We start from the raw sequence: 22,452 nt of genomic DNA on the forward strand, positions 1-22,452 counted from the left end.
CGGACGGGAGGCCCGACAGCAGCCCGCCACGGGCCTCCCGGCCGGTACCGTGGGCGCGTGCCGCTGCAGAACTCGACCGACCGCATCCTCACGACCCACACCGGGTCGCTCCCCCGGACGCCGGAGCTGACCGCACTCCTGGTCGCCCGTGACCAGGGGAAACCCTTCGACGAGCAGGCGCTCCGCGAGGAGACGGCGGCGGTGCTGGCCGCCACCGTGGACGCGCAGCTCGACGCCGGACTCGACGTCGTCAACGACGGCGAGGTGCCCCGCGTCGGCTTCTCCACCTACATCCGGGAGCGACTGTCCGGCTTCGGCGGGTCCGGGCACCGCAAGCCGACGCTCGACTCGGTGAAGTTCCCCGAGTACGCCGCGTTCCAGGCGCGACAGATCGACGAGGGTGCCGAGTTCGCCCGCGTCTGGGACACCCCGGTCGCCCAGGGGCTGCTGCAGTACGACGAGGAACGCGCCGGGATCCGCGAGGACCTGGACGGCTTCGACCGCGAACTGGCGCGGAACGCCGCGGCCGGTCGTGTTCCTGAGGGGACCTTCATCTCCGCGGCGACGCCTGGCATCGTGGCGACGACCCTGCTGCTCGACGACGCCAACCCGCACTACGCCGACCACCGCGAGTACGTCTTCGCCCTCGCCGAGCAGCTCCGCGTCGAGTACGAGGAGATCGTCGCCCGCGGACACGTCCTGCAGCTCGACGCACCGGACCTGGCGATGGAACGTGTGATCCACTTCGGCAACGCCTCCCTCGACGAGTTCCTCGCCGCGGTCGACCTGCACGTCGACGCCCTCAACCACGCCCTGCGGAACATCCCGAAGGAGCAGACCCGGCTGCACGTCTGCTACGGCAACTGGCAGGGCCCGCACCAGGACGACGTGCCCGTCGACGTGCTGCTCCCCCACCTCTACCGCGCCGAGGTCGGCTCGTTCAGCATCCCGTTCGGCAACCCGCGGCACGCGCACGAGTTCCCGGCGTTCCGCGACCTGCCGCTGCCCGAGGACGCCGTGCTCGTGCCAGGGGTCATCGACGTGACGACCAACTACCTCGAGCACCCGCAGCTCGTCGCGAACCGCATCGTCGAGGCAGCCGAGGCCGTCGGCGACCCGACCCGCATCGTCGCCGGCACGGACTGCGGCCTGGCGACCTTCGCGAGCTACGAGTTCGTCGCCTCCGACGTGGCGTGGGCGAAGCTCCGCGCGCTGACCGAGGGCGCGGAGATCGCCTCCCGCCGCCTGTTCGGCTGACGTCGGCCGTCCGCGCGGGACGCCCGGCACGGGGTCGCCAGCGTCGGCGGGCAGGCGTACCGTGGCGCCCGTGAACCGACCTGACATCACCACGGTCGGCGAGCTCCGCGCTGCTGGGCACGTCCAGAAGTCGGTCCGCGCCGAGATCCGCGACAACCTGCTCGCCGCCCTCCGCGAGGGCCGCGACCCCTGGCCCGGCCTGCACGGGTTCGAGACCACCGTCATCCCGCAGCTCGAACGAGCGCTCATCGCCGGACACGACGTCGTCCTGCTCGGCGAGCGCGGGCAGGGCAAGACCCGACTGCTCCGCACCCTGAACGGGCTGATGGACGAGTGGACGCCGGTCATCACCGGCTCGGAGCTCGGCGAGCACCCGTACGAGCCGATCACCACGGCGAGCATCCGCCGTGCCGAGGACCTCGGCGACGCGCTCCCGATCTCGTGGGTGCACCGCGACGAGCGGTACGTCGAGAAGCTCGCGACGCCGGACACCTCCGTCGCGGACCTGATCGGCGACGTCGACCCGATGAAGGTGGCCGAGGGTCGCAGCCTCGGCGACCCGGAGACCATCCACTTCGGACTCATCCCCCGTGGTCACCGCGGCATCGTCGCGATCAACGAGCTGCCCGACCTGGCCGAACGCATCCAGGTCGCGATGCTCAACGTGATGGAGGAGCGCGACGTGCAGATCCGCGGCTACGTGCTGCGCCTACCGCTCGACGTGCTCATCGTGGCGAGCGCGAACCCCGAGGACTACACGAACCGTGGACGGATCATCACGCCGCTGAAGGACCGCTTCGGCGCCGAGATCCGGACCCACTACCCGATCGAGCTGGCGGACGAGATCGCGGTCATCCGACAAGAGGCGCAGTTGACCGCCGAGGTGCCGGACCCGCTCGTCGAGATCCTCGCCCGCTTCACCCGGGCCCTGCGCGAGTCCGCGGCGGTCGACCAGCGAAGCGGTGTGAGCGCTCGCTTCTCGATCGCCGGCGCCGAGACCGTCTCGGCGGCCGCCGTCCACCGCGCGGCCCGGCAGGGTGAACCCGAGGCCGTCGCCCGCCCGATCGACCTCGAGACCGCGGTCGACGTCCTCGGCGGCAAGATCGAGTTCGAGTCGGGGGAAGAGGACCGCGCCGACGAGGTGCTCGAGCACCTCCTCCGGACCGCGACCGCCGAGACCGTCCGCTCACGCTTCCGCGGGCTCGACTTCGGCGTCCTCGTCGACGCGCTCGAGGCGGGCACCATGGTGACCACGGGCGAGCAGGTCAGTGCGCGGGACTTCCTGGCCGGCCTGCCGTCGCTCGGCGAGTCCGACCTCTACGACCAGGTGTGTGCGCGCGTGGGAGCGACGAGCGACGGCGAACGGGCCGGCGCGATCGAGCTCGCGCTCGAGGGCCTGTTCCTCGCCCGACGCATCAGCAAGGAGTCCGGCGGGGGCGAAGCAGCGTATGGGATGTGACGCGGTCCGCACCGACGCCGATGCCCGCGGGGTGACCCGTGGCTAGTCGGCCGAACCGGCGGCTGAGCCGCGACAGCCGGTACGGCAGGTACGAGGGCGGCCCGGACCCGCTCGCCCCGCCCGTCGACCTGGCCGAGGCGCTCGACGCCATCGGCCAGGACGTGATGGCCGGCACCTCGCCCGAGCGGGCCATGCGGGAGTTCCTCCGCCGCGGCGGGCGCTCGCAGCGCGGACTCGACGACCTCGCCCGGCTCGTCGCCGAGAAGCGCCGCGAGCTGACGAGCAGGAACAACCTCGACGGCACCCTGCAGGAGATCAAGCAGCTCCTCGACGAGGCCGTGCTGGCCGAACGCGGGCAGCTCGCGCGCGACACGGCGATGGACGACGGCGACCGGGCACTGGCCGAACTGCAGCTCGACAGCCTGCCCGCATCGCCCGCCGCCGCGGTCAGCGAGCTGAACGGCTACGACTGGACGAGTCCGACGGCCCGCCAGAAGTACGAGCAGATCAAGGACCTGCTCGGCCGCGAGATGCTCGACCAGCGCTTCGCGGGCATGAAGCAGGCGCTCGAGAACGCAACCGACGAGGACCGGGCCGCGGTCGCGCAGATGATGCAGGACCTCAACGAGCTCCTCGACGCCCACCGCCGGGGCGAGGACACACAGGAGCAGTTCGACGAGTTCATGCGGCAGCACGGTGACCAGTTCCCGAGCAACCCGCAGAACGTCGACGAGCTCCTCGACGACCTCGCCGCCCGGGCCGCCGCGGCCCAGCGGATGCGGAACTCGATGACGCAGGACCAGCGCGACGAACTCGACGCCCTGGCCGAGCAGGCGTTCGGCTCCCCCGCGCTGATGGGCGCGCTGTCCCAGCTGGACGAGGCCCTCCGCGCGCTCCGCCCCGGCCAGGACTGGGGCGGCTCCGAGGGCATGGACGGCGAGCAGGGGCTCGGCCTCGGCGACGGCACCGGGGTCTTCCAGGACATCGCCGACCTTGACGCCCTGGCCGACCAGCTCGCCCAGGTCGGCCCCGGCTCCGAGCTCGACGACCTGGACCTCGATGCCCTGGCGCAGCAGCTCGGTGACCAGGCCGCCGTCGACGCCCGGACCCTGCAGCAGCTCGAGAAGGCGCTGCGGAACTCGGGCGCGATGCAGCGCGGCACCGACGGGCAGCTCCGGCTGACCCCGAAGGCGATGCGGCAGCTCGGCAAGAGCCTGCTCAAGGACGTCGCCGAGCGGATGTCCGGTCGGCAGGGTGCGCGTGACCTCCGCCGTGCCGGTGCCGCGGGCGACCGCTCGGGCTCGACCCGTCCGTGGGAGTTCGGCGACACCGAGCCGTGGGACGTCACCCGCTCGATCACGAACGCGCTCACGAGGACGGCGGGCGACGCCACGCGGACCGGTGCCGCTGTCCGCCTGCAGATCGAGGACGTCGAGGTGCAGGAGACCGAGGCCCGGACCCAGGCCGCGGTCGCATTGCTCGTCGACACCTCGTTCTCGATGGCGATGGAGGACCGGTGGGTCCCGATGAAGCGGACCGCCCTGGCCCTGCACACGCTCATCTCCACGAGGTTCCGCGGCGACGACCTGCAGCTGATCGCGTTCGGTCGTGAGGCCGAGGTGATGGACGTCGAGCAGCTCGTCGGCCTGGACGCCATGTGGGACAAGGGCACGAACCTGCACCACGCCCTGCTGCTGGCGAACCGGCACTTCCGCAAGCACCCGAACGCACAGCCGGTGCTGCTCATCGTCACCGACGGCGAGCCGACGTCGCACCTCGAACCCGACGGGCAGGTGTTCTTCAGCTACCCGCCCGACCCCGTCACGATCGCGCTGAGCGTGCGGGAGCTCGAGAACGCCCACCGGCTCGGCGCGAAGACGACGTTCTTCCGACTGGGCGACGACCCGGGGCTCGCGCGCTTCGTGGCCGGCATGGCCCGGCGGGTCGAGGGGACGGTCACCGCACCGGAGAACGAGGACCTCGGCGTCGCGGTGGTCGGGTCGTACCTCGGCGCCCGACGCGGGTCGGGGTCGGCCTTCGGCGACGACGGCCCGTGGGGCAGCGCCTTCGGCCGCTTCGACTGAGCCCGGACCGGACGGGAGGCGCGGGGCGGGCTCGGCCCGCGCCTCCCGTCGGTCACGACGTCGGCGTCAGCAGACGGGCGGGGTCAGCAGACGGGCGGCCTCAGAAGACGGGCCAGGGCACGGCGGGGCCGTGGCCGTCCGGCGGCGGGAACGACCGGACCGCGGCGAGCGCGGCGCAGCGCCCGCGGAGGGCCGACAGCTCGTCGTCGCTGAGGTGCTCGCGGAGCGACGCGCCGAGCGGACCGCGGAGTGCCTCGGACAGACGCTGCAGCCCGTCGACCTCGTCGTCGGTGAGGCGCTCGCCGATCCAGCCCCACAGCACGGTGCGCAGCTTGTGCTCGACGTGGAAGGTCAGGCCGTGGTCCACGCCGAACCGGTGCCCGTCGGGCATCGCCAGCACGTGACCGCCCTTCCGGTCCGCGTTGTTCGTGACGACGTCGAAGACCGCCATCCGACGGAGCGCGGCGGAGTCCTCGTGCACCAGGGTGACCGCCTGGTCGTTCTCGTCCACGGCGTCGAGCACCTCGCGCACGGTCCCCGCCGCGACGGCCGCTGCGGCCTCCTCGCTCGGGAGCAGGTCGACGGCGTCCTGGGCGCGGTCGATGTCCTGCCAGCGCTGGATCATGCCGGGGCCGAACGGGCCGTCACCGAGCCAGGTCTGCGGCACGACGTCCCAGCCGAGCGTCTCGGAGACGAGGTAGGCGGCGACCTCACGGCCAGCGAGTGTGCCGTCCGGGAAGTCCCACAGCGGCTTCTCACCCTCGATCGGCTTGTAGACCACGTTCTCACCGTCGAGGCGGGCGACGAAGGTGGCGTTCGAGGCCTCGCGGATGCGTCCGGTGATGCGGAGCTCGCCCGGCGCGCTCGGCACCGAGGCGCTGGCGGCGTCGAGTCCGGTGAAACCGTCGCCCTCGCCGCTGTCGCGCTGGACGGTCATCCGAGTTCGGGCGGGTTCGGTCGGCCCGCGGCGACGATCTCCCGCGTCCGCTCGACGAAGGCCCGTGCGGTCCCGACCGGGATCTTGACCTGCAGCAGTTCGCTGGGCTCGGGCAGTTCCACGACCGCTTCGACCTCGTCGCCGTCGCCCGTCGACTCGGCGAAGACCTCGACGTCCTCGTCGATCGGGTACGCCTCGATGACCACCTGCGCGGTGGCCGGGTCGAAGCCGAGGCTCAGGGCGCCGGCACGGAACTCGGGCTCGACCGGCTGGTCGAGCGGGTCACCGTCGCGCAGTTCGGACGGCGCGGCGTCGGGGACGCTGAACCGGTTGTCCTCCACCGTGGCGACCTCGTCGAGGAGTTCGTCGATCTTGTCGGCGAGGACGGCCGACTGTTCCTTCTCGATCGCGACGCTGACCACGCGGCGGCCGTCACGGGCCTGGATGTAGAACGACCGCTCGCCCGGGCGTCCGATCGTGCCGACGACGAGTCTGTCCGGCCAGTCGAAGCCGTGGACGATGGGGGGCATACCCGCATTGTAGGAGCGACCGCCTCCGTCCGTTCAGGGAGAGGCGGCCCCCGGCCGGGTCGGCTCGTCGGGGGCGTCGTGACCGGCACCGCCGCCGACGGTCGCGTCGCCCGTCGGGGCCGCTGCCCGCGCCAACCAGGACAGGTCGCCGGACTCGGTGTTCGTCGCGACGACCTCCGGCCGGTGCTCGCCGTAGCGGACGATCGACACCGAGGCCGGACCGACGGCGATCCGCTGGAACAGGTCCAGGTGCATGCCGAGCGCGTCCGCGAGGACGGACTTGATGATGTCGCCGTGGCTCACCGCGACCCACACCGCGTCGGCACCGTGCTCGGCCTCGATCTGCGCGTCGAGGCGCCGGACCGCGGCCACCGCCCGGGACTGCATGGTCTGCATGGACTCGCCGCCGGGGAACACCACGGCGCTCGGGTTCGCCTGCACCACACGCCAGAGCGGCTCCGTCGCGAGGTCGCTGATCTTCCGGTTCTGCCACTGGCCGTAGTCGGCCTCGATGATCCCCCGCTCGACGAGCTGCTGCGGTTCGCCCGGCTGGAACGCCGTGATCGCGCGGGCGGTCTGCCGGCACCGTTCCAACGGGCTGGACACGACGGCGGCGAGGGGCACCGCGGCGATCCGCTCCGCCGTGGCGGCAGCCTGTCGCTTGCCGACGGAGTCGAGGGCCACGCCGGCCGTCCGACCCGCGAGGAGTCCGGTCGCGTTCGCGGTGGTGCGCCCGTGCCGGACGAGGAGGACGGTCGCCATGCCGACGATCCTAGGCGCGGGCGTCGGTGCGAACAGCGGACACGTTCCGTGCACGCCGCCTGCGGACCAGCGAGAATCGATCCGTGCTGGTCTCCATCGTCTACATGAGCGTCGCGACGCACGAGTTCGGTGATGACGAGCTCACCGAGATGCTCGCCGCCGCTCGGCTGCGCAACGAGGCGCTCGGCGTCTCGGGACTGCTCGTCGTCAAGGGCGGCCGGTTCATGCAGTTGCTCGAGGGCCCGGCCTGGAGCGTCGACGACCGGTTCGCCGCGATCGAGCGGGATCCGCGGCACCACAGCATCCGCTCGCTCATCCGAGAGGACATCGAGCACCGCCGGTTCGACGGCTGGTCGATGGCGTACCGGGGCCTGGACGACGCCGACATCGCGGCGGAGGAGGGCTTCAGTCCGTTCCTGTCCGGCACGCTCGAGTTCGCCCCGTCCTTCGACCGGACGAGCGCCGCGTGGCTGCTGAAGTGGTTCCGCGACCGGGACCTCGTCGAGGACTGAACGACTGCCCCGTCGGGGTGTCCGCCACGGGCCGGCCCGGTCGCCGCGTCGTCCACCGCAGCGCACTCCACCGCGGCGCGCTCACCGATCTGTCTGTACGGTCGGCGACATGCCGTTCTTCCGCTCCACTCCAGCCCCGCCCGCGACTCCGCCGACGGAGCCGTCGCCCGGCGTGCGGGCCGTGTGGTCCGACTCGTTCGGCAGACTCGCGACCCGGTGCCTGCAGGTCATCATCATCCTGGTCATCGTCGCGGGCATCGTCTACGCCAGCCAGGTCCTCAGCGTCGTCACGATCCCTGTGCTCCTGGCGCTCATCATCGCCTCGGCCATGCACCCGGTGGTGTCCTGGCTCCGCCGACACGGTTTCCCGTCGGTCTTCGCGACGCTGACGGTGCTCCTCGGGGTGCTCGTCGTCCTCGGGCTCCTCGGGTACCTGATCGTCGTCGCCGTCGAGAACCAGTGGTCGAGCCTGCAGAAGTCCGCCGTGCAGGGGTTCCAGCAGCTGCAGGACTTCAGCACGACGCTGCCGTTCGCCGTCTCCGACAGCCAGGTCGACGACGCGGTGCAGACGGCCACCGACTTCGTCACGAGCGCGCAGTTCGGCTCGGGCGCCCTCGCCGGTGCCTCGGCCACCGCGAACTTCCTCACCGGCCTGGTGCTGATGATCGTGGTGCTGTTCTTCTTCCTCAAGGACGGCCCCCGCATCTGGGAGTTCCTGCTCCGTCCCTTCACCGGCGCCTCCTACACCCGCGCCCGCCGCGTCGGTGACCGCGTCGTGTCGACCCTGGGCGGCTACGTCCGCGGCACCGCCACCGTCGCCGCGGTGGACGCGATCGGCATCGGCGTCGGCATCGCCATCGTCGGCGTCCCCCTCGCCCTCCCGCTCGCGGTCATCGTCTTCATCACGGCCTTCATCCCGATCGTCGGCGCCACCGCGGCGGGCATCCTGGCCGCACTGGTCGCACTCGTCGCGCTCGGCCCGGTCCAGGCGCTGTTCGTGGTCGGCATCGTCGTGGTCGTCAACCAGCTCGAGGGCAACTTCCTCCAGCCGGTGCTCATGGGCAAGACGCTCCGCCTGCACGGCCTGGTCATCCTGATCGGCCTGACCGCCGGCACCGTCCTCGCCGGCATCACCGGCGCGATCATCTCGGTGCCGCTCCTGGCCGCAGCCTGGGGCGCTGTGAAAGTCTGGGACGGCCCGGACCTGGCCGCCGAGCCGTGGCGCCAGAAGCGCTCCGAGGACGTCGAGGACCACGAGCGTGCGAACAAGCGCGCCAAGCGGCGCGAGAAGGCACAGAAGGCGCGCGCCGAGCGCCGCGAGAAGGCCGAGAAGGCCCGCGCGAAGCAGGCCGCCAAGGCCGCCAAGGCCGGCTGACGCCGCCACCGGACCCGGACAGGAGGCCCGGACCAGCCCACCGGGGCCGGTCCGGGCCTCCCGTGGTTCCGGCCGGCGGCGTGACCGCGCCGAGTGCGTCAGGCGGGCGGGCAGGCGAACGCGCGGTCGACGACGGCCAGCAGCCGGACGCGGTGTGCCGGGGCCACGCAGGCGTGCGTGAGCACGCGCCACATCGTCCCGACCGCCGGGAGCAGGTCCGCCCGAGCGGCACGCACGTCCGAGACGAGCTGCACGCCGGTGAACCACGGCACGACGGTGGCTCCGAGCGCTTCCGCGCTGACGGTCGAGTCGACCTCGCCCGCGGCCACGGCGAGCCGGAAGACGTCCACCACGCTCGCGATCCACTGGTCGTAGAAGGCCGAGGTCGCCCCGGAGAAGACGCGGTTCTCGAGGGAGAGGCGGATGCCCGCGCGCACGACGGGGTCCTCGAGCAGGAGCCCGGCGATCGTCCGCGACGCGACGACCAGTCCACCGAGCGGCGACGGGTCGGCGAACGTGACGGCGGCGAAGGTCCGGGCGTTCTGCTCGTCGATCACCCCGAGCGCGATCGCCTGCTTCGTGCGGAAGTGGAAGTGGATCGCGCCCTGGCTGACCCCGGCCGCCTTGGCGATCCCGGCGATGCTCGCTGCTCCGAACCCCTGCCGGTCGAACTCGACGGCCGCCGCGTCGAGGATCGCGGTGCGGCGGTCCGTCCCGCGTCCCGGCACGGGTGTCGGCATCGTCATCGTCTTCGTTCCCCCGTGGTCCCTGGTGCTGGGCGTGGACAGAACGACCGGTGCACGCCGACGACAACGCTACCGCGGAAGCGAAGAGTCCTCACGCCCCCGAGCGGGTGCCGCCCACGAGCGACGCGAGCAGCCCGAGCCGCTCGGCGCTCTCGCTCCCCGCGTCGGCGTAGTAGAGCACGAGCACCATTCCGTCGACGGGCAGCTTGTCGCGGTGCAGGTGCAGCTGCCCGACGACCGGGTGGTCGACCGTGATCGAACCGCCCTCGAGCGCCCGGACGTCCTGCCGCGCCCACAGCTGTCGGAACCTCCCACTGGCGAGCGACAGCTCCCCCACGAGTTCGACGACCCGCTGGTCCTGCACGTCGTCCGCGACCGACCGCCGGAACGCCCCGATGAACTGGGCGACCGCACGGTCCCAGTCGCGGTGGAACGCCCGCTCCTCCGGGTCGAGCAGCAGTGATCGCAGGCGGTTCTCACCGACCCGCAGCCGGGGCGAGAACGCGGTCGCCAGGTCGTTCGTCGCGAGGACGTCGAACGCGCGACCCTCGATGAACGCGGGGACGTCGAGCGCCGCGAGGAGCGCGTGCAGCCGGGCCGGGACGCGTTCAGCGCTCCGGCGGGGTCGACTTCGCCGGGCGGGCTCGGCGAGGTCCCGGAGGTGCGCCTGTTCGACGTCGTCGAGCCCCAGCACGCGGGCGAGTGCGTCGAGGACCTGCGGTGACGGGTGGGTGTCCCGACCCCGCTCGAGTCGGAGGTAGTAGTCGGTGCTGACGCCGGCGAGCATCGCGACCTCCTCACGACGGAGGCCCGGCACGCGTCGGACACCACCGGCCGGGATGCCGACCTGCTCCGGCGTCACGAGTCCCCGTCGTGCCTGCAGGTACGCGCCGAGCAGGTTGGTCGGGACGTCGGTCGGGCCTCCGCCTGTGGTCACGCGACCGTCCCGGTCCGTCCGGGCAGCATCGCCAGCGCGCGCGAGCGCTGCGCCACGAGGTCGTCGTAGGTGCCGTCGCGTTCTGCCCACCGGTGCATGAGGACACCCTGCACCAGGACCTCGTGCGGTGTCGGTTCCTGTGCGAGGAGCGTCATCACCTCGGCACCGAACGCGCCGAGGTCGAGCGCGTTCGGGTTGCTGGTCCCCATGCTCGTGGCGACCGCCGGCGGCACCAGCTCGGCGACGTCCACGCCCGTCCCGGCGAGCTGTGCTCGGAGCGCCTCACTGTAGGCGTGGACGGCCGCCTTCGAGGTACCGTACGAGGCCATGAGCGGGAAGGGCAGGAAGCCGATGCCCGAGCTCACCGTGACGATCGTGCCGCTCCCCCGCGCGAGCAGGTGCGGGGTGAAGGCGTCGACGACCCGGATCGTGCCGAGCACGTTGACGTCGATCGTCCGTTCGGCGTCGGCGAAGTGCGCCGGGTCGCGGAGGTCCTCGGGGAGCCCGATGCCCGACATCGTCATGACGGTGTCCAGCTCGGGCAGGAGGTCGAGCACGGTGGTACGGGCCGCAGCGACCGAAGCCGCGTCGGTGACGTCGATCGTGACCGTGCCGAAGCCCTCGGCGCGGAGCCGGTCGAGCAGCTCGGCCCGGCGGCCGCCGATGACGACGGTGCTGCCGGCGTCGCGGAAGCGCCGGGCGAGTTCGAGGCCGATGCCGGAGGTGGCACCGATGATGGCGACTGAGCGTGTGGTGATGTCCATGCCGTCGACGTTAGGTCGGTGCGGCACGCACACCCGGGGCCCTGCCAGGACCTGTCATCGACCGGCAGTGCGGGACGGAGCGGAGCGGAGCGGAGCGGAGCGGAGCGGAGGGTGTGGGATTCGAACCCACACCCGCGCTTCATTTCGGGCAACTTGCGTGTCCTTCCGGGTGACCACTAGCCCGAACGGTCACTTTCCCGTTACCCTGGCGTGGCACGCTGCCACAGCGTACAGGCCACGATTGGCACCACGACTTGCACAAGCACGACAGGAGAAGAAGATGCCCAACAAGCGATACCGCGCGGTGGTCCGGACAGCGGACGGACGCCAGATGTTCGGGTACCTGACCGACCTGGCGTCCGCGGGCGAAGAGATCACCGGGACCTTCACAGAGGAAGGTCATCAGTGGTACCCGGCTCGGGACGATTACCTCACGCTCGGCGACGCGCTCCGAAGCCTCGACGGATGGCCCGATGAGGACGGCAAGGATAACGCGCTGGTCAAGGGGCAGGACGTCTTCGATCTGCTGACCCATCGCGGCGTTCTCGGTTCGGGTGTCCGCAAGACCGCGCCGAACGACTGAATCAAGCGAGGGCCGGCCCGTTGCTGCGGGCCGGCCCTCGTCTGCGCCTACTTGAACAGGTCGCTCATGCTGACGCCGAGGAGCCGGCACTGAGCGGCGAGCACAGGGATGCTCGGGTTCTCTGGGTCATCAACGTCGCACCCGAGCTGCACTGCTCGCTGCCCAACCTGTTGCGCTTGCACTTCTGGTGTGTCATCCATCGCCCCTTCTCCTGGTCCCCACGACTGGTTGCCGTGTGGAGGAGACGGTAGGAGACATGTCCACATTCGGCTGTACGTTCTCAAAGCCGAGCGGCGAGTTGTCCCTACTTCTGGGGACAGCGCGTACCCCATGGTGGTCACAATGTGGACAACCCTGTCGGTGCCTGCTCGTACCCTGCCTGCCATGCCGCAGTACGAGTGGTCCCCGCCGACGCATCCGGATCCACCCGAGGATCAGCCGTTCGGGGTTGAGGGGGTCGCGTTGTCGGAGCGGGTCGACCATGCGCCGGTGTGGTGCCGTGTCAAATTCAGCCGAACCGGTTGGCAGCGGGTCCCGGGCTTCGTCGACGCGGATGCTGGTGAACGGGTGTACGTGCAGCTAGTCCACATGGGCTTTTTTCATCGGGTGTGGCTGGAACGTGACCGGGTCACGGTGCGGCAGCTGAAGGCGCGACGGCCCGATCACTGATCCCTCTTGCGCTGGTGTACATACACCGCATACGATGAGGGCATGAGCCAGATCCCAGCGGAAGTACAACAGCAGGTAACCGACTACTTTACTACGTCAGCAATGGAGTTTGCGAACGCGGTGGAGGAATCGATGGCCAAGATGGCGGTCGCGATTAAGAAGCTGGAAGCAAGCCGAGTGGCATGTATGCAGGCGTGGGAGGGGGCGTCAGGCATCACCGTCTGCGACCAGGCTGCCGGTCACGCTGGTCCGCACCGCCGGCTGCTGGCAGATGCCTGATTCTCCGAAGACTCCGCACCGCACGTTCCGCATCCCTGACGACGAGTACGTGCCGGCGCAGCAGAAGGCGGCAGCAGAGGGCACCACCCTGACCGCGGTTGTGCGGCAGAAGCTCCGTGACTACGTGGAGGAAGACGATGAGTGAGAGACGCAAGGGTTGGCTAGCTCGCCTCGATGACCGGCTCTTGCTGCGGGAGATGTGGTCCTTGTGGGCGGTCGTCGCCGCTGGCTTCCTGATCGTCGTCGCGTTACTACCAATATTCATCGTCCGCGACATCGCCCGCGACCAGCAGTGTGCTGACCAGGGTTGGGACCGAGTGCAGACACGTGGTTCGGTTCTATGTGTCGACAACGACGGGGTCGTGCACCGGCCATGAGTGATGCAGGCGTCATGTGGATGGTGTGGTCGCTCGTGGCAGCCGCAGATGTGTGCCTGGTGGCTTGGGCAGTCCGATTGCGGAAGGCGAAGCGATGACTGATGCAGGTGGGGTGTTTTCCGGCGGTCGGTTGATCCCGGTCAACGCCGGTTCGCCAGGGTGTTCTCATCGGTGGCTGTGGTTGTCGCGCCTGTATGACGAGTGCATGGCGGCTGGCTGCACGGCTGTCCGCTCGCACCCGAATGCGGACGCCGACTGATGGGACTCCCGAACTGGGGTAGACAGCGTCAGCCACGTCGCGCCTATGCTTTGCGGGTGCAGAAGTACATCGTTGTCGCCGCCGCCCTCGCCATGACTCTCGGACTCGCTGCATGCAGCGGCGGGGAGGTTGCGAGCACTCAGCCTGGTAGTGCGGAGGTTGAGCCGACGCCGACTGCGACGAAACAGACGCCGGTGGAGAACATCGACAAGACGTGGACGTTCGAGTACCAGGGCGCGACGGGCACGTTCACCTTTGGGGACTCGACCGACCCGAAGGTGCAAGCCGTCGACGCCGCACGGGCATCCGTGGGCGCGGCTCCTGTCGGTCTCGTAGCAGTCCACGTCGACAACACCAACGGCACCAGCGCCATCAACATGTACGGCATGACCATCGTCACGAAGGATGGGCAGCAGCTCGACAGCGACCAGGGGGACATCATCTCCGCATGGATGGATGCTGCCGGTGACGACACGGAGAAGTACAACGCGCTTGTCGACGTGCAGAACAATGACATCGCGTTTGACCTGCAACCTGGCGCGAAGGGCACCGCGGTGGTCGCATTCGAGCAGCCGGTGACGTCTGCATGGCGTGTGACTGTCATGCCGGCCGGTGGGTTCGACCAGGTTGAAGCCACCGCATCTTGAACCCTTCCCCGCACCGGCGCATGTTTGGTAGGTTCCTGTTCATGATCGATGTTGACGAGCTGCTTCGGCTGACGGGCGAGTACCATGCCGAGCCCGACCGCATCGAGTGGGCACGGGTGTACGGGCAGGCTGGCGAGGAAGCTGACCGGCGACCGGAGATCAAAGCGCGCTTAGCCGCGCTGCTGGAAAAGTCTTGATCGACCCGTTCGAGGTCATTGACGGGAAGCCTCCTACGCGCAGGAACGTCGGAGCGTTCCTCACCATGTTCCCGCTACTGATCGCCGTCGTTTGGGGTCTGATGTTCGGTTGGATCTTCCTGGTATCCCACGTCTCTTGACCGCCTGCACGAAACGCAAAACGCCCCCTCGCCACGTCAGTGGCGAGGGGGCGTCCTGTGTCACGCGGTCGGGACCAGCGCGTGCAGCTGGTTGTAAAGCGCTGTTCTAGCGGATGCGTCCAGCGCAGATGGGATGATGACTGCACGTCGGATGTCGAACTGTCCACGGTTCACGCCACCAGCAGAGTTCGCGAGTCGGATACCCGACACGGCGGTTGCGGTGCCGATATTGCCCGCCAGCTCCACCCCATCCACCGACAGCACCGAGTTTGTGCCGTTGCGAACGACGATGATGACATGCCAAGCAGTATCAGGAAGCGGCGCAGTCGTCTTCATCAGAGCGGTCCCATCACTCGTGACGAACGCGGTTCCCAGTGAGTTAAATCCGACTGTACGCGTCGGACTGGCCGAGTACGCAGAAGCAATGAAGCGGTTCGTTGAAGAAATGACAGGCGCGCGGAACACGATCGCCTCAGTCTCCACAATGGTGCGCGTCGGTGCCGCGCTCTCCATGTAGTCGCCGGTCGTCGTGGCCCCGTTGATGCGGACGTACCGCCCACCACCGTCATCCTGTACCGTCGCGGCACCCGCGAGGGGTGTACCGCCGGCGAGAGCTCCCCACTGCGGAAGCGTCCCGAGCGGCAGCCCGGCGCTACCAAAGTCGTAGCTCGCTCCGGAGATGGGCGTGTCCGTGCCTGCGGGCGGCGGGACAGCGCCAGCACCAGTCCCGTCCTGACCGCCAGACGGGACCGTAGGTGGTGCAGGCGGGGTGTATGCGGCCGGGTCGGAACTACCCGTCGTGTTCAAACCTCGCGAATACCCGAGACCTGCCAGGTGCTGCTGCACGGCCGACGCCCACTTCGCGGACCCCTTGTCGTTGAGGTGGCGATGGTCCGTGTAGAAATCATCGTCGGTGAACCCGTGGTCGTTCAGATCGCAGATGGTCACCGTGGGGAAGTCCGCGGCGACCTCCGTCATCCAGGCGCGTTCCTTCTGCTGCGCCTCGTGATACGACGACGACGGGTCACCTGACGGAAGCGAATTCGTGGAGTTGACGGGCATGTCAGGAGCGGGTGCTGCGACGATAGGAACCGGCGCGCTCAACGGGATGCGGACCGAATCGACCGTCAGCGATGCGCCGGACGAATGCGTGATCCGGAGCGTCCGGGTGCCAGTGCCCAGCCCAGTGAGACGCAGCACTGCGGGAGTCTCCTGCGCTACTGCCGCGGTCAGGTCAAGAACTCCGAGCGTGGTGCCGGACGTGTTGTCCGTGACGGTCGCCACGCCCGCACCCGCCACCCGCGCGACCAGGAACAGGTCGACAATGTCTGCGGCTACGTTGACCAGTGCGTACGCACCGACCGTCGTTGTCGTCCACCGACTCCCACCCGTCGACACGACAGTTCCCTGCGCAGGAGTCGATGACCCCGTGGCCGACGTGTACGACTGCGTGGTTTCTGACGTCCAGCCGGGCGAATAAGCGAACGCCGCAGTGTTTGACGCGATCGCAGCATTCGCCGTGAGCGCCGAAAACAGCGCCCGGCAGGCGTGCTTGTAGCCGCGTTGGGCGGGAGCAGCTGTACCCAGATACTTCGTGTTGTTCAGGTGACAGGACGTGAGCGTGACGAGCGCCTTCGACCGCGGCACCCATCCCCACGGCCCGCCGAGCGTGAAGTTCGCAATGTCCTCCACAGTGCGCGACGACGCCCCTCGAGCCGTGATGGACGCGACATCCAGCCGCTTGCCAAGCCGCTGCTGCGGGGATGCTCCGGCGGTGTAGTTCGAGCGCGCCATATCTGCCCAGGAGTCACCGAGGTTGTAGTACGGCATCAGTTCGTACTGCCCCAAGGTGTTGACAACGGAGTCGTCGATGGCCTCGAGAACCGCGGCGCGCGTCTCCGTGCCTTCGGTGCGGATGTTCTGAGCGGTCGCGTCATCGGTTGCGACACCGTTCGTGCCTGGAAGCCCCGGAGCGCCATCCTGACCAGGCTCACCCTTGTCGCCCTTGCTGAGCGCGGGAAGCTGGTCGACGGTCGTGACACCATCACCGATCAGGTAGGCGGTGACTTTCCCGTCGTCCGGGTTGATGATGCCGATCGGTTCCCCGTTCGCGGGGACCACATCGGCGGCGACGAAGTTCGCGAGAGTGTCGCGGCGGACTCGGATGCGGAGCGGCTCGGCCATGCTTCCTGCTTTCGTTCGATGCGCCGTCGGGCGCGAAGTGTGTTGGGGTCCGCTCGACGGCGGGAGCGCTTTAGGAAGTGCGCGGGCGGGGACGAGGGGGCCGGGTCGCTTCCAACGCGGACGGGATCACGTCAGCGAGCGTGACCGCGTCCTCACCTTCCGGGAGTGGCATCTCAGTCGCCACACCCCACGCGTTCATGATGTTGCCCACCCAACGGGCGAGCGCCGTGCGGAACTTGCGGTCCTCCCGCTTGAACGCCTCGAGCTCACCGCGGAGGGCTTTCACCTCTTCGCGGTAGCTCTTCACTTCCGCCTGCATCTGCTTGTTTGATTCGAGGACGTCCTTCACGAACTGGCCCGGATCAGCGGACCACCGTGCGACTGCTTCCTGCTCCTCGTCGGACACTTCCTCGCGTCGCTTGCGACGTGCACGACGGACGCCGATGAACGCGAACGGTGAACCGACGATCGCGACGAGGACCGCGCCGGCCGTAGCAATCAGGGTGCGTGTGGTCTCCGGGTCGCTCACGCGTTCCCCTTCCGAGTCAGGCGACGGCTGGCGCTCGCATCCGCCTCCTTGCGGCCGATGTCGTTGATGATGTCGACGATGCGAACCAGGAGGAACGCGTCAGCGAGCACAACCAACGTGATGGACAGCCCAGACGATGAGGCTCCGTCGTCGACGTTCACGCCCAGCAGGTACGCGTACGTGGAGAGGCCGATGATGAGCAACCCCTTACCGATGAGTTCCACCCAGTCGAGGCAGAAGACCAGGCCGAGGCTGGCGAGGATCGCTCCGAGAGCCATCTCGCCCGCCCACGCACGGGGGAACCAGTGGAGGGTGAAGTCCTCGACCACACTCGATCCGACGAACAAGGCGAGCATTGCGAACGCGAGCAGGCAGGCGTTCACGATGGGCAGGAACACGGTGAAGATCGGACGGAACCGTTTCGGCACCATCGGCATCGAGTTCTCAGACCAGACGGTCTTCACAGCCCGCCCCTCACTGCCCGTCAACGGACCTGGTCGGTGCCGTCGATGATCTGCGGCGGCGACACTTCACCGACCTGCTTCGCTACCGTCTGCCGCTTCGCCGCCGCCCGCGGTACGGAACCGAACCCGATGTGCGTGAGTGCTGTGTTCACGGCGGGGATCGCGATGATCGCGGTCAGTGCCGAGTTGATCGCGAGGGCCTGCACGGCGACGACGGTGAGCCCGGAGGCGGCTGGCCACTGCCCCTGCACGATCTGCACGACCTGCGGGATGAGTGGCAGCACGGTCAGTGCTGTGGTGAGCAGGGTCCGGAGGACACGCTGCCCGCGGTACCAGATGCTCTCGACGGTGATCGCCGGGGTCTTCTCGTGGTCGCCCATCACTTGCCGCCCTTCCGGATGAACGCGCGGAGTTCCTGCACGGCGAGTGCCTGCAGCGACCAGCGGCCGTTCGGCTGCGCGGCGAGGAGCGCCTTCGCGTCCGTGTACGCGGCGGGGATGTCGCACTTCTCGAACAGCTTCTTCGCCTGCGCGAGAGACAGTTCGTGGAGCTCGTCGGATGCGGAGAACACGTTGCGGACCAGGTCCGCGTCCTTCGCGTTGTCGAAGTACGTGAGGGTGCCGTAGCCCACTTGGAAGCGGGCTCCGGTCTCCTTGATCTTGACTGCCGCAGTCATGTCGTCGTCCTCTCGAGGGATGGTGATGGCCGCCGGTTTCGGGGCGGGGCGTACCGGGCTGAGCACGTTGTCGACGGTGATGCCCGGGTACGGGGGAAAGTGCTCAGGACGGGTTGCGCCTTCGATGTGCCACGGCTCACCGAAGTTGCGGCCCGTCCACGTGAAGCCGCGGAGTTCGCACTGTTCGTGCAGCCACGCGAACTCCTCCGACGTGAGCGCCCGGTTCGACCCGTCAGCGCGGGTAACACCGGCGTCGATCGCGTTGCCGTGCAGCACTTCGTCGTGGCGTGACGTGTACGGGTACGCCGCAACCGGGTAGCCGTTCCGGAGGTACGCCGCGTACAGCTGCGCCTGCCGGGGACGGGGACGCCGGCCCTCGTTGGGGCTGAGCATCGCTCCGAAGCGGGCCCAGAAGTCACGGACGAGGGACAGCCACTGCTGGGCGATCCGTTCCGAGTTGACGTGCTGCATCTGGCCGAGGAGGTCCGGATAGGACGACCGGCCGATCGGGTACCACGGCATGGATGCCTCCTGAAACGACGAAAGCCGCCCCGGTCAGGACGGCAATGAAAGGATGCGAGCGGCGTTACTGGTCGGCGGGGAACCGGACCTGGCAGTAGTCGACAGGGCCCGTACCGAACGCGGGCGACGGGCGGAAGATGACCGACCCGGTGCCGGACTGGATCTCGATCTTCGCGCCCGGCCCGTTCGACGCACCCCGGTCGCACCAGAAACGTGTCGTGTTCTTCGGACGGAACCCCGACGGCAGCCGGAACTGGATCTCGGTGTCAGCAGTCGGCACCCAGAACCCCGTCATCACCGTCTCACCGTTCAGCCGGCGGTACTGCGTCGGCTGGTTGCCCGACCCCGCCATGCTGTCGTTGAGGAACGTCGGCGTGATCCACCCCGTGTCCCCGATCGTCGACACCCACCCGTTGCTGTTGGTGAGCACGTACGTCTGCTTGTCGGTGGTGTCGAACCATTCGAGACCTTCGAACTTCCACACAGCCTCGAGCGCGTTGCGTTGGTCACGTGTTCCGACACGGCGGGTGCCGACTGCGACGATCTGCTCTCCCAAAAGGGTGAGGTCTTCCGCGTCGGCGGATGCGCCGGACCCGGCGAAGATGTACCTGCCTCGGTCGCCTCGGTCGTCGTACATGGTGTGCTCCCGTCGTCAGTAGGTAGAGGAAATCCGCAGCGCCCCCGATTGGGCGTCTGCGGCAAGCGAGTTGAAGCGGTTGTAGCCGCCGTGCGCGAGGCCGATGCCTGCTGCGGTGCCGTCGGACAGCGCCTGCCCGAACGATGTCGGCAGGGTGATCCACCGGCCCGGGCCGACCGCGATCGGCGTCGCGTTGGAGATCGTCGGACCGCCGCCAGGTTTCGACAGGTGCGGGTGGGTGCCAATGTTCGGGTTGGACCCGAACTGCGACGCCAACGACGACCACAGTTCGATCTTCGACACCGGCGCACCACGCAACGTGTCCCGGATCTTCGACCCCATGAACCAGGCACCGAGCGTCGTATCAGATGCCCACGGTTGCGCCTGCCACCACCTGCCGCCAGAGAACGAACCAGCATCAACAGCGGTGAACACGTCCACATGCTGCGATGTCGACGGGCCCGGCGGAGGCGGCGGCGGAACCGGTGCAGGCGCTGCGGTGAGAGCGCTGATGACATGCGCCCCGTCAGACCAGAACAGCTTCACCACCTGGCCGGCCGACAACGTCATACCCACCCCGACCGTCGCCGCCACGTCGCCCATGTCCGTCGACACAGTCACCGTGTCCGACCCGACAGCCGTCACAGTCCCCTGAGCAGGTTTCGGTGTCGAAGGGCCCAGGAGGAAATACTTCCCATCGACCGCGACAACGAACACCTGCTCGTTGACTTCCGGACGGTACGACGTCGTCACCCTCGCAGGCACCCGCCCCGACTCGTCACCGTTGGAGATGTCACACAACGCGTACACACCATCGAGACCGACGAACGATCCCAGCCACATCGTGACCTTCGCCTTGCCGTCGAGCAGTCCGCTGATGACCGACACGTCGTCCACTACGACACCTCCAAGGTCACGTCTTGTGTGGCACCGTCATTGCGGTTGATCGTCTTCACCCGGCCCTGGAACTCCGGCTCAAGCGATGAACGGATGGTGAGGACGTCGCCGACCTGACGGAGCGGGTTGAACAGTTCCGTCATCGGCCGTTCCGTGACCCGCAACGACGACACCCGCGGCAAGTTCTGCGTCGCGTACTGCTTCGCCTGCGCACGATTCGTGATGAGGTCCGACGAGTAGTAGTAAGTGACGCGGCCATACGGTGAAGGGGACCCGTCCGAGTTCCGCGCCCGCAACGGCCCCGACGTGATCTCCGCCGACGCGAGAATCTGCGCACCGCCGTCCGTCGCTGAAGACCGCACCGCGATCCGGTTGTAAACCGTGCTCGACGACATCGCCCGCTTCAAAGAGACAAGCGAACCGTCGTTGCCGTCCGTGACCACATCGACGGGTGCGCCCCAATCGATTGGACGCTGCCCCATCGACCCGTCAGGGCGCATGTACGGGACCGCGTCCGCGAACTCGAGCAGGTCGTAGAGCGGGTCCAACCGCTCCTCCTCATACGCGAACCCTCTCGGGATCGTCGCATCCGGGACCTCCCGGACGATCTGCAGCCCGCTGATCCGCTGCGCCTCATTCAGAACCGACGTCCTCGACGGCGGCGAACCGGGCACATCGAACCGGTCCTTCTGCACCCGACGGAACCTGTCCTGCAAGGTCAGCTCAACACGCGACCCAACAACGATGCGATGACCCGCATGCTCAACGAACTGATCGTCCGCATTCGGGACGTCGTCGATGCGGTACCAACCCATCTGGATACGTTCAGTGAACGTGCCAGCGCTGATGATGACCGCGACGGACAGTTCCGACCCGAACGGGGCGAGTGTGTCGTCGGCGGCCTGCGGGGACAGCGACTCCGCGAAATCCGGAGTCCACACCACCGTGCATGAACCAGTGCTCTGCACCAACGCGCTGCCGTCGTCCACGAACTTCGGTTCCGTGATCGGCACGTTCGACAGCCGTCGGGTGCCGTCGTAGTACACGTCAGCAACCCACTGCATGTCGAACGAACCCGACCGGAGAACATCAGCGACCTGCGACCCGGAGTCACGCATCGCCAGCCACCCCTGCAAGCGTGTAATCGGAGTCCCGATCGTTGCGAGTCAGGTACGCGGACGCACGCGCATCACGAGTCGGGTAGGCGGCGTCGATGTCCATGCGGCGCAACGTCGCAACGACCAACCCAGGTGCCGGCGGACGCGCTTCCGTGCCGGTGAACGTGTACCGCACAGTCTCGCCACCGAACGCGACATCAACATCCAGCTCGTGGAGTTCACTGACCGCGAGGTACAGCGTCCGCGGCACCCGCATCGGCGGCGGTGTGCGGATGCACAACACTGCCGACTGCGACGTCCCATACGCGCCGAACACGGCCTGCATGCGGTCCGCGTCCACCGTCGAATCGACCAGCAGATCCCACGCAACAGCAGACAAGCCGCGCCGCTGCCCACCAACCCACGTCGCCAGCTCCGCGCCCTGCACGTACACCAGATCACCCGGCGTCACACGCACCAGATCAGCAGCAGTGCCCTGCAACCGCAACGCCCGAACCGACAAGCCCGGGTTCAACGGCTGCTGCACCCACGTGTCAGTCACCTCGAGGAACGTCTCCGACGCCGACGTGAACCCCAACGACTGCGTGCCCGCCGCGTCGGAGAACATCTCCGCCCGGTACGTTATCGGCACACCAAACGGGGCTTCCCAGTCGATGACCGTGGTGCCGCCAACCGCGTACTTCCGGATCCCGCCACGAACCAGCGCTGTACGCCCATCCGCGATGCGGTACAGGTCCACCGCTACCGTCTCCGGCAACACGTCAGCAACAGACACCTGCACCGACGGCACCGGAGTCGCATCCGGCACCGGTGTGAGCTCCGGCCCGAACAGGGTGAACGCGTCGCCGCCATCGAGCGTGCCCGTGTAGGTCGACGACGCGTTCCCGCCATCAACGATCGCGACAGCCATG

Annotated in this window: 26 protein-coding genes; 11 read left to right on the forward strand and 15 right to left on the reverse strand. The window is 68.6% G+C overall.

The window, feature by feature from the left end; all coding sequences use genetic code 11:
• The first annotated feature begins 57 nt into the window (after nt 1–57).
• From DEJ18_RS12100 to DEJ18_RS12110, 3 genes are all read left to right on the forward strand, one after another.
• Entirely contained in the window at nt 58–1,257 is a 1,200-nt protein-coding gene (locus DEJ18_RS12100) for a cobalamin-independent methionine synthase II family protein (protein ID WP_258376934.1), read from the forward strand.
• A gap of 70 nt (nt 1,258–1,327) precedes the next feature.
• A complete protein-coding gene (locus DEJ18_RS12105; protein ID WP_111210652.1) occupies nt 1,328–2,716 on the forward strand; it encodes a MoxR family ATPase in 1,389 nt (462 codons plus the stop codon).
• Between the two features lie 38 nt (nt 2,717–2,754).
• On the forward strand, nt 2,755–4,800 hold the full coding sequence (locus DEJ18_RS12110; RefSeq protein WP_258376933.1) for a vWA domain-containing protein: 2,046 nt from the start codon (nt 2,755–2,757) through the stop codon (nt 4,798–4,800).
• Between the two features lie 100 nt (nt 4,801–4,900).
• On the opposite strand, the gene DEJ18_RS12115 is transcribed toward DEJ18_RS12110, so the two are convergent.
• Genes DEJ18_RS12115 through DEJ18_RS12125 form a run of 3 tightly spaced genes read right to left on the reverse strand, consistent with a single transcriptional unit; the run spans nt 4,901 to nt 7,029 of the window.
• Entirely contained in the window at nt 4,901–5,737 is an 837-nt protein-coding gene (locus DEJ18_RS12115; RefSeq protein WP_111210651.1) for an SCO1664 family protein, read from the reverse strand.
• Complete coding sequence (locus DEJ18_RS12120) at nt 5,734–6,267, reverse strand: DUF3090 domain-containing protein (protein ID WP_111081545.1); 534 nt, start codon at nt 6,265–6,267, stop codon at nt 5,734–5,736. The genes DEJ18_RS12115 and DEJ18_RS12120 overlap by 4 nt, the downstream gene beginning before the upstream one ends.
• 33 nt (nt 6,268–6,300) lie before the next feature.
• The gene (locus DEJ18_RS12125; protein ID WP_111210650.1) at nt 6,301–7,029 is read right to left on the reverse strand and encodes an MSMEG_4193 family putative phosphomutase; all 729 of its coding nucleotides are present in this window, start codon (nt 7,027–7,029) and stop codon (nt 6,301–6,303) included.
• An 83-nt stretch (nt 7,030–7,112) separates the two neighbouring features.
• On the opposite strand from DEJ18_RS12125, the gene DEJ18_RS12130 reads away from it, so the two are divergent.
• Complete coding sequence (locus DEJ18_RS12130) at nt 7,113–7,541, forward strand: BLUF domain-containing protein (protein ID WP_111081543.1); 429 nt, start codon at nt 7,113–7,115, stop codon at nt 7,539–7,541.
• A 109-nt stretch (nt 7,542–7,650) separates the two neighbouring features.
• Nucleotides 7,651–8,916: an AI-2E family transporter gene (locus DEJ18_RS12135; protein WP_111210649.1), complete on the forward strand. Its 1,266-nt coding sequence runs from the start codon at nt 7,651–7,653 to the stop codon at nt 8,914–8,916.
• A gap of 98 nt (nt 8,917–9,014) precedes the next feature.
• Here DEJ18_RS12135 and DEJ18_RS12140 read toward each other — a convergent pair whose 3' ends face one another.
• The 3 genes from DEJ18_RS12140 to DEJ18_RS12150 form a co-directional block, all read right to left on the reverse strand.
• Nucleotides 9,015–9,662 (reverse strand): ScbR family autoregulator-binding transcription factor, encoded by a 648-nt coding sequence (locus DEJ18_RS12140; protein WP_111210648.1) that lies wholly within the window; start codon nt 9,660–9,662, stop codon nt 9,015–9,017.
• 91 nt (nt 9,663–9,753) lie between these two features.
• Nucleotides 9,754–10,599, reverse strand: coding sequence for a helix-turn-helix transcriptional regulator (locus DEJ18_RS12145; protein WP_111210647.1), 846 nt, complete (start codon nt 10,597–10,599; stop codon nt 9,754–9,756).
• A complete protein-coding gene (locus DEJ18_RS12150; RefSeq protein ID WP_111210646.1) occupies nt 10,596–11,363 on the reverse strand; it encodes an SDR family oxidoreductase in 768 nt (255 codons plus the stop codon). The genes DEJ18_RS12145 and DEJ18_RS12150 overlap by 4 nt, the downstream gene beginning before the upstream one ends.
• A gap of 280 nt (nt 11,364–11,643) precedes the next feature.
• Here DEJ18_RS12150 and DEJ18_RS12155 point away from each other — a divergent pair, with 280 nt between their 5' ends.
• The 6 genes from DEJ18_RS12155 (at nt 11,644) to DEJ18_RS12180 (ending at nt 14,374) form a co-directional block, all read left to right on the forward strand.
• A complete protein-coding gene (locus DEJ18_RS12155) occupies nt 11,644–11,946 on the forward strand; it encodes a hypothetical protein (RefSeq protein WP_111210645.1) in 303 nt (100 codons plus the stop codon).
• A gap of 384 nt (nt 11,947–12,330) precedes the next feature.
• A complete protein-coding gene (locus DEJ18_RS12160) occupies nt 12,331–12,615 on the forward strand; it encodes a hypothetical protein (protein ID WP_111210644.1) in 285 nt (94 codons plus the stop codon).
• Between the two features lie 42 nt (nt 12,616–12,657).
• Entirely contained in the window at nt 12,658–12,894 is a 237-nt protein-coding gene (locus DEJ18_RS12165; protein WP_111210643.1) for a hypothetical protein, read from the forward strand.
• Entirely contained in the window at nt 12,887–13,039 is a 153-nt protein-coding gene (locus tag DEJ18_RS12170) for a hypothetical protein (RefSeq protein ID WP_181434203.1), read from the forward strand. The genes DEJ18_RS12165 and DEJ18_RS12170 overlap by 8 nt, the downstream gene beginning before the upstream one ends.
• A 547-nt stretch (nt 13,040–13,586) precedes the next feature.
• On the forward strand, nt 13,587–14,177 hold the full coding sequence (locus DEJ18_RS12175; RefSeq protein WP_111210641.1) for a hypothetical protein: 591 nt from the start codon (nt 13,587–13,589) through the stop codon (nt 14,175–14,177).
• Nucleotides 14,178–14,218: 41 nt separating this feature from the next.
• Nucleotides 14,219–14,374 (forward strand): hypothetical protein, encoded by a 156-nt coding sequence (locus tag DEJ18_RS12180; RefSeq protein ID WP_181434202.1) that lies wholly within the window; start codon nt 14,219–14,221, stop codon nt 14,372–14,374.
• Nucleotides 14,375–14,574: 200 nt separating this feature from the next.
• Here DEJ18_RS12180 and DEJ18_RS12185 read toward each other — a convergent pair whose 3' ends face one another.
• The 9 genes from DEJ18_RS12185 to DEJ18_RS12225 all read right to left on the reverse strand — a co-directional run bounded on the left by DEJ18_RS12185 (nt 14,575) and on the right by DEJ18_RS12225 (nt 22,451).
• On the reverse strand, nt 14,575–16,698 hold the full coding sequence (locus DEJ18_RS12185) for an SGNH/GDSL hydrolase family protein (RefSeq protein ID WP_111210640.1): 2,124 nt from the start codon (nt 16,696–16,698) through the stop codon (nt 14,575–14,577).
• 70 nt (nt 16,699–16,768) lie between these two features.
• On the reverse strand, nt 16,769–17,227 hold the full coding sequence (locus tag DEJ18_RS12190) for a hypothetical protein (protein WP_111210639.1): 459 nt from the start codon (nt 17,225–17,227) through the stop codon (nt 16,769–16,771).
• Nucleotides 17,224–17,691, reverse strand: a complete 468-nt coding sequence (locus DEJ18_RS12195) for a hypothetical protein (protein WP_111210638.1) — start codon at nt 17,689–17,691, stop codon at nt 17,224–17,226. The genes DEJ18_RS12190 and DEJ18_RS12195 overlap by 4 nt, the downstream gene beginning before the upstream one ends.
• A gap of 20 nt (nt 17,692–17,711) precedes the next feature.
• Nucleotides 17,712–18,071, reverse strand: a complete 360-nt coding sequence (locus DEJ18_RS12200) for a hypothetical protein (protein ID WP_111210637.1) — start codon at nt 18,069–18,071, stop codon at nt 17,712–17,714.
• A complete protein-coding gene (locus tag DEJ18_RS12205; RefSeq protein ID WP_111210636.1) occupies nt 18,071–18,889 on the reverse strand; it encodes a M15 family metallopeptidase domain-containing protein in 819 nt (272 codons plus the stop codon). The genes DEJ18_RS12200 and DEJ18_RS12205 overlap by 1 nt, the downstream gene beginning before the upstream one ends.
• 64 nt (nt 18,890–18,953) lie before the next feature.
• On the reverse strand, nt 18,954–19,526 hold the full coding sequence (locus DEJ18_RS12210; RefSeq protein ID WP_111210635.1) for a hypothetical protein: 573 nt from the start codon (nt 19,524–19,526) through the stop codon (nt 18,954–18,956).
• A gap of 15 nt (nt 19,527–19,541) precedes the next feature.
• Complete coding sequence (locus DEJ18_RS12215; protein WP_111210634.1) at nt 19,542–20,423, reverse strand: hypothetical protein; 882 nt, start codon at nt 20,421–20,423, stop codon at nt 19,542–19,544.
• A complete protein-coding gene (locus DEJ18_RS12220) occupies nt 20,423–21,559 on the reverse strand; it encodes a hypothetical protein (protein WP_111210633.1) in 1,137 nt (378 codons plus the stop codon). The genes DEJ18_RS12215 and DEJ18_RS12220 overlap by 1 nt, the downstream gene beginning before the upstream one ends.
• Nucleotides 21,534–22,451, reverse strand: coding sequence for a hypothetical protein (locus tag DEJ18_RS12225; RefSeq protein WP_111210632.1), 918 nt, complete (start codon nt 22,449–22,451; stop codon nt 21,534–21,536). The genes DEJ18_RS12220 and DEJ18_RS12225 overlap by 26 nt, the downstream gene beginning before the upstream one ends.
• Between the last annotated feature and the right edge of the window lies 1 nt (nt 22,452).

Origin of the sequence: Curtobacterium sp. MCSS17_015 (assembly GCF_003234265.2) — a bacterium.
Classification (GTDB): domain Bacteria; phylum Actinomycetota; class Actinomycetes; order Actinomycetales; family Microbacteriaceae; genus Curtobacterium.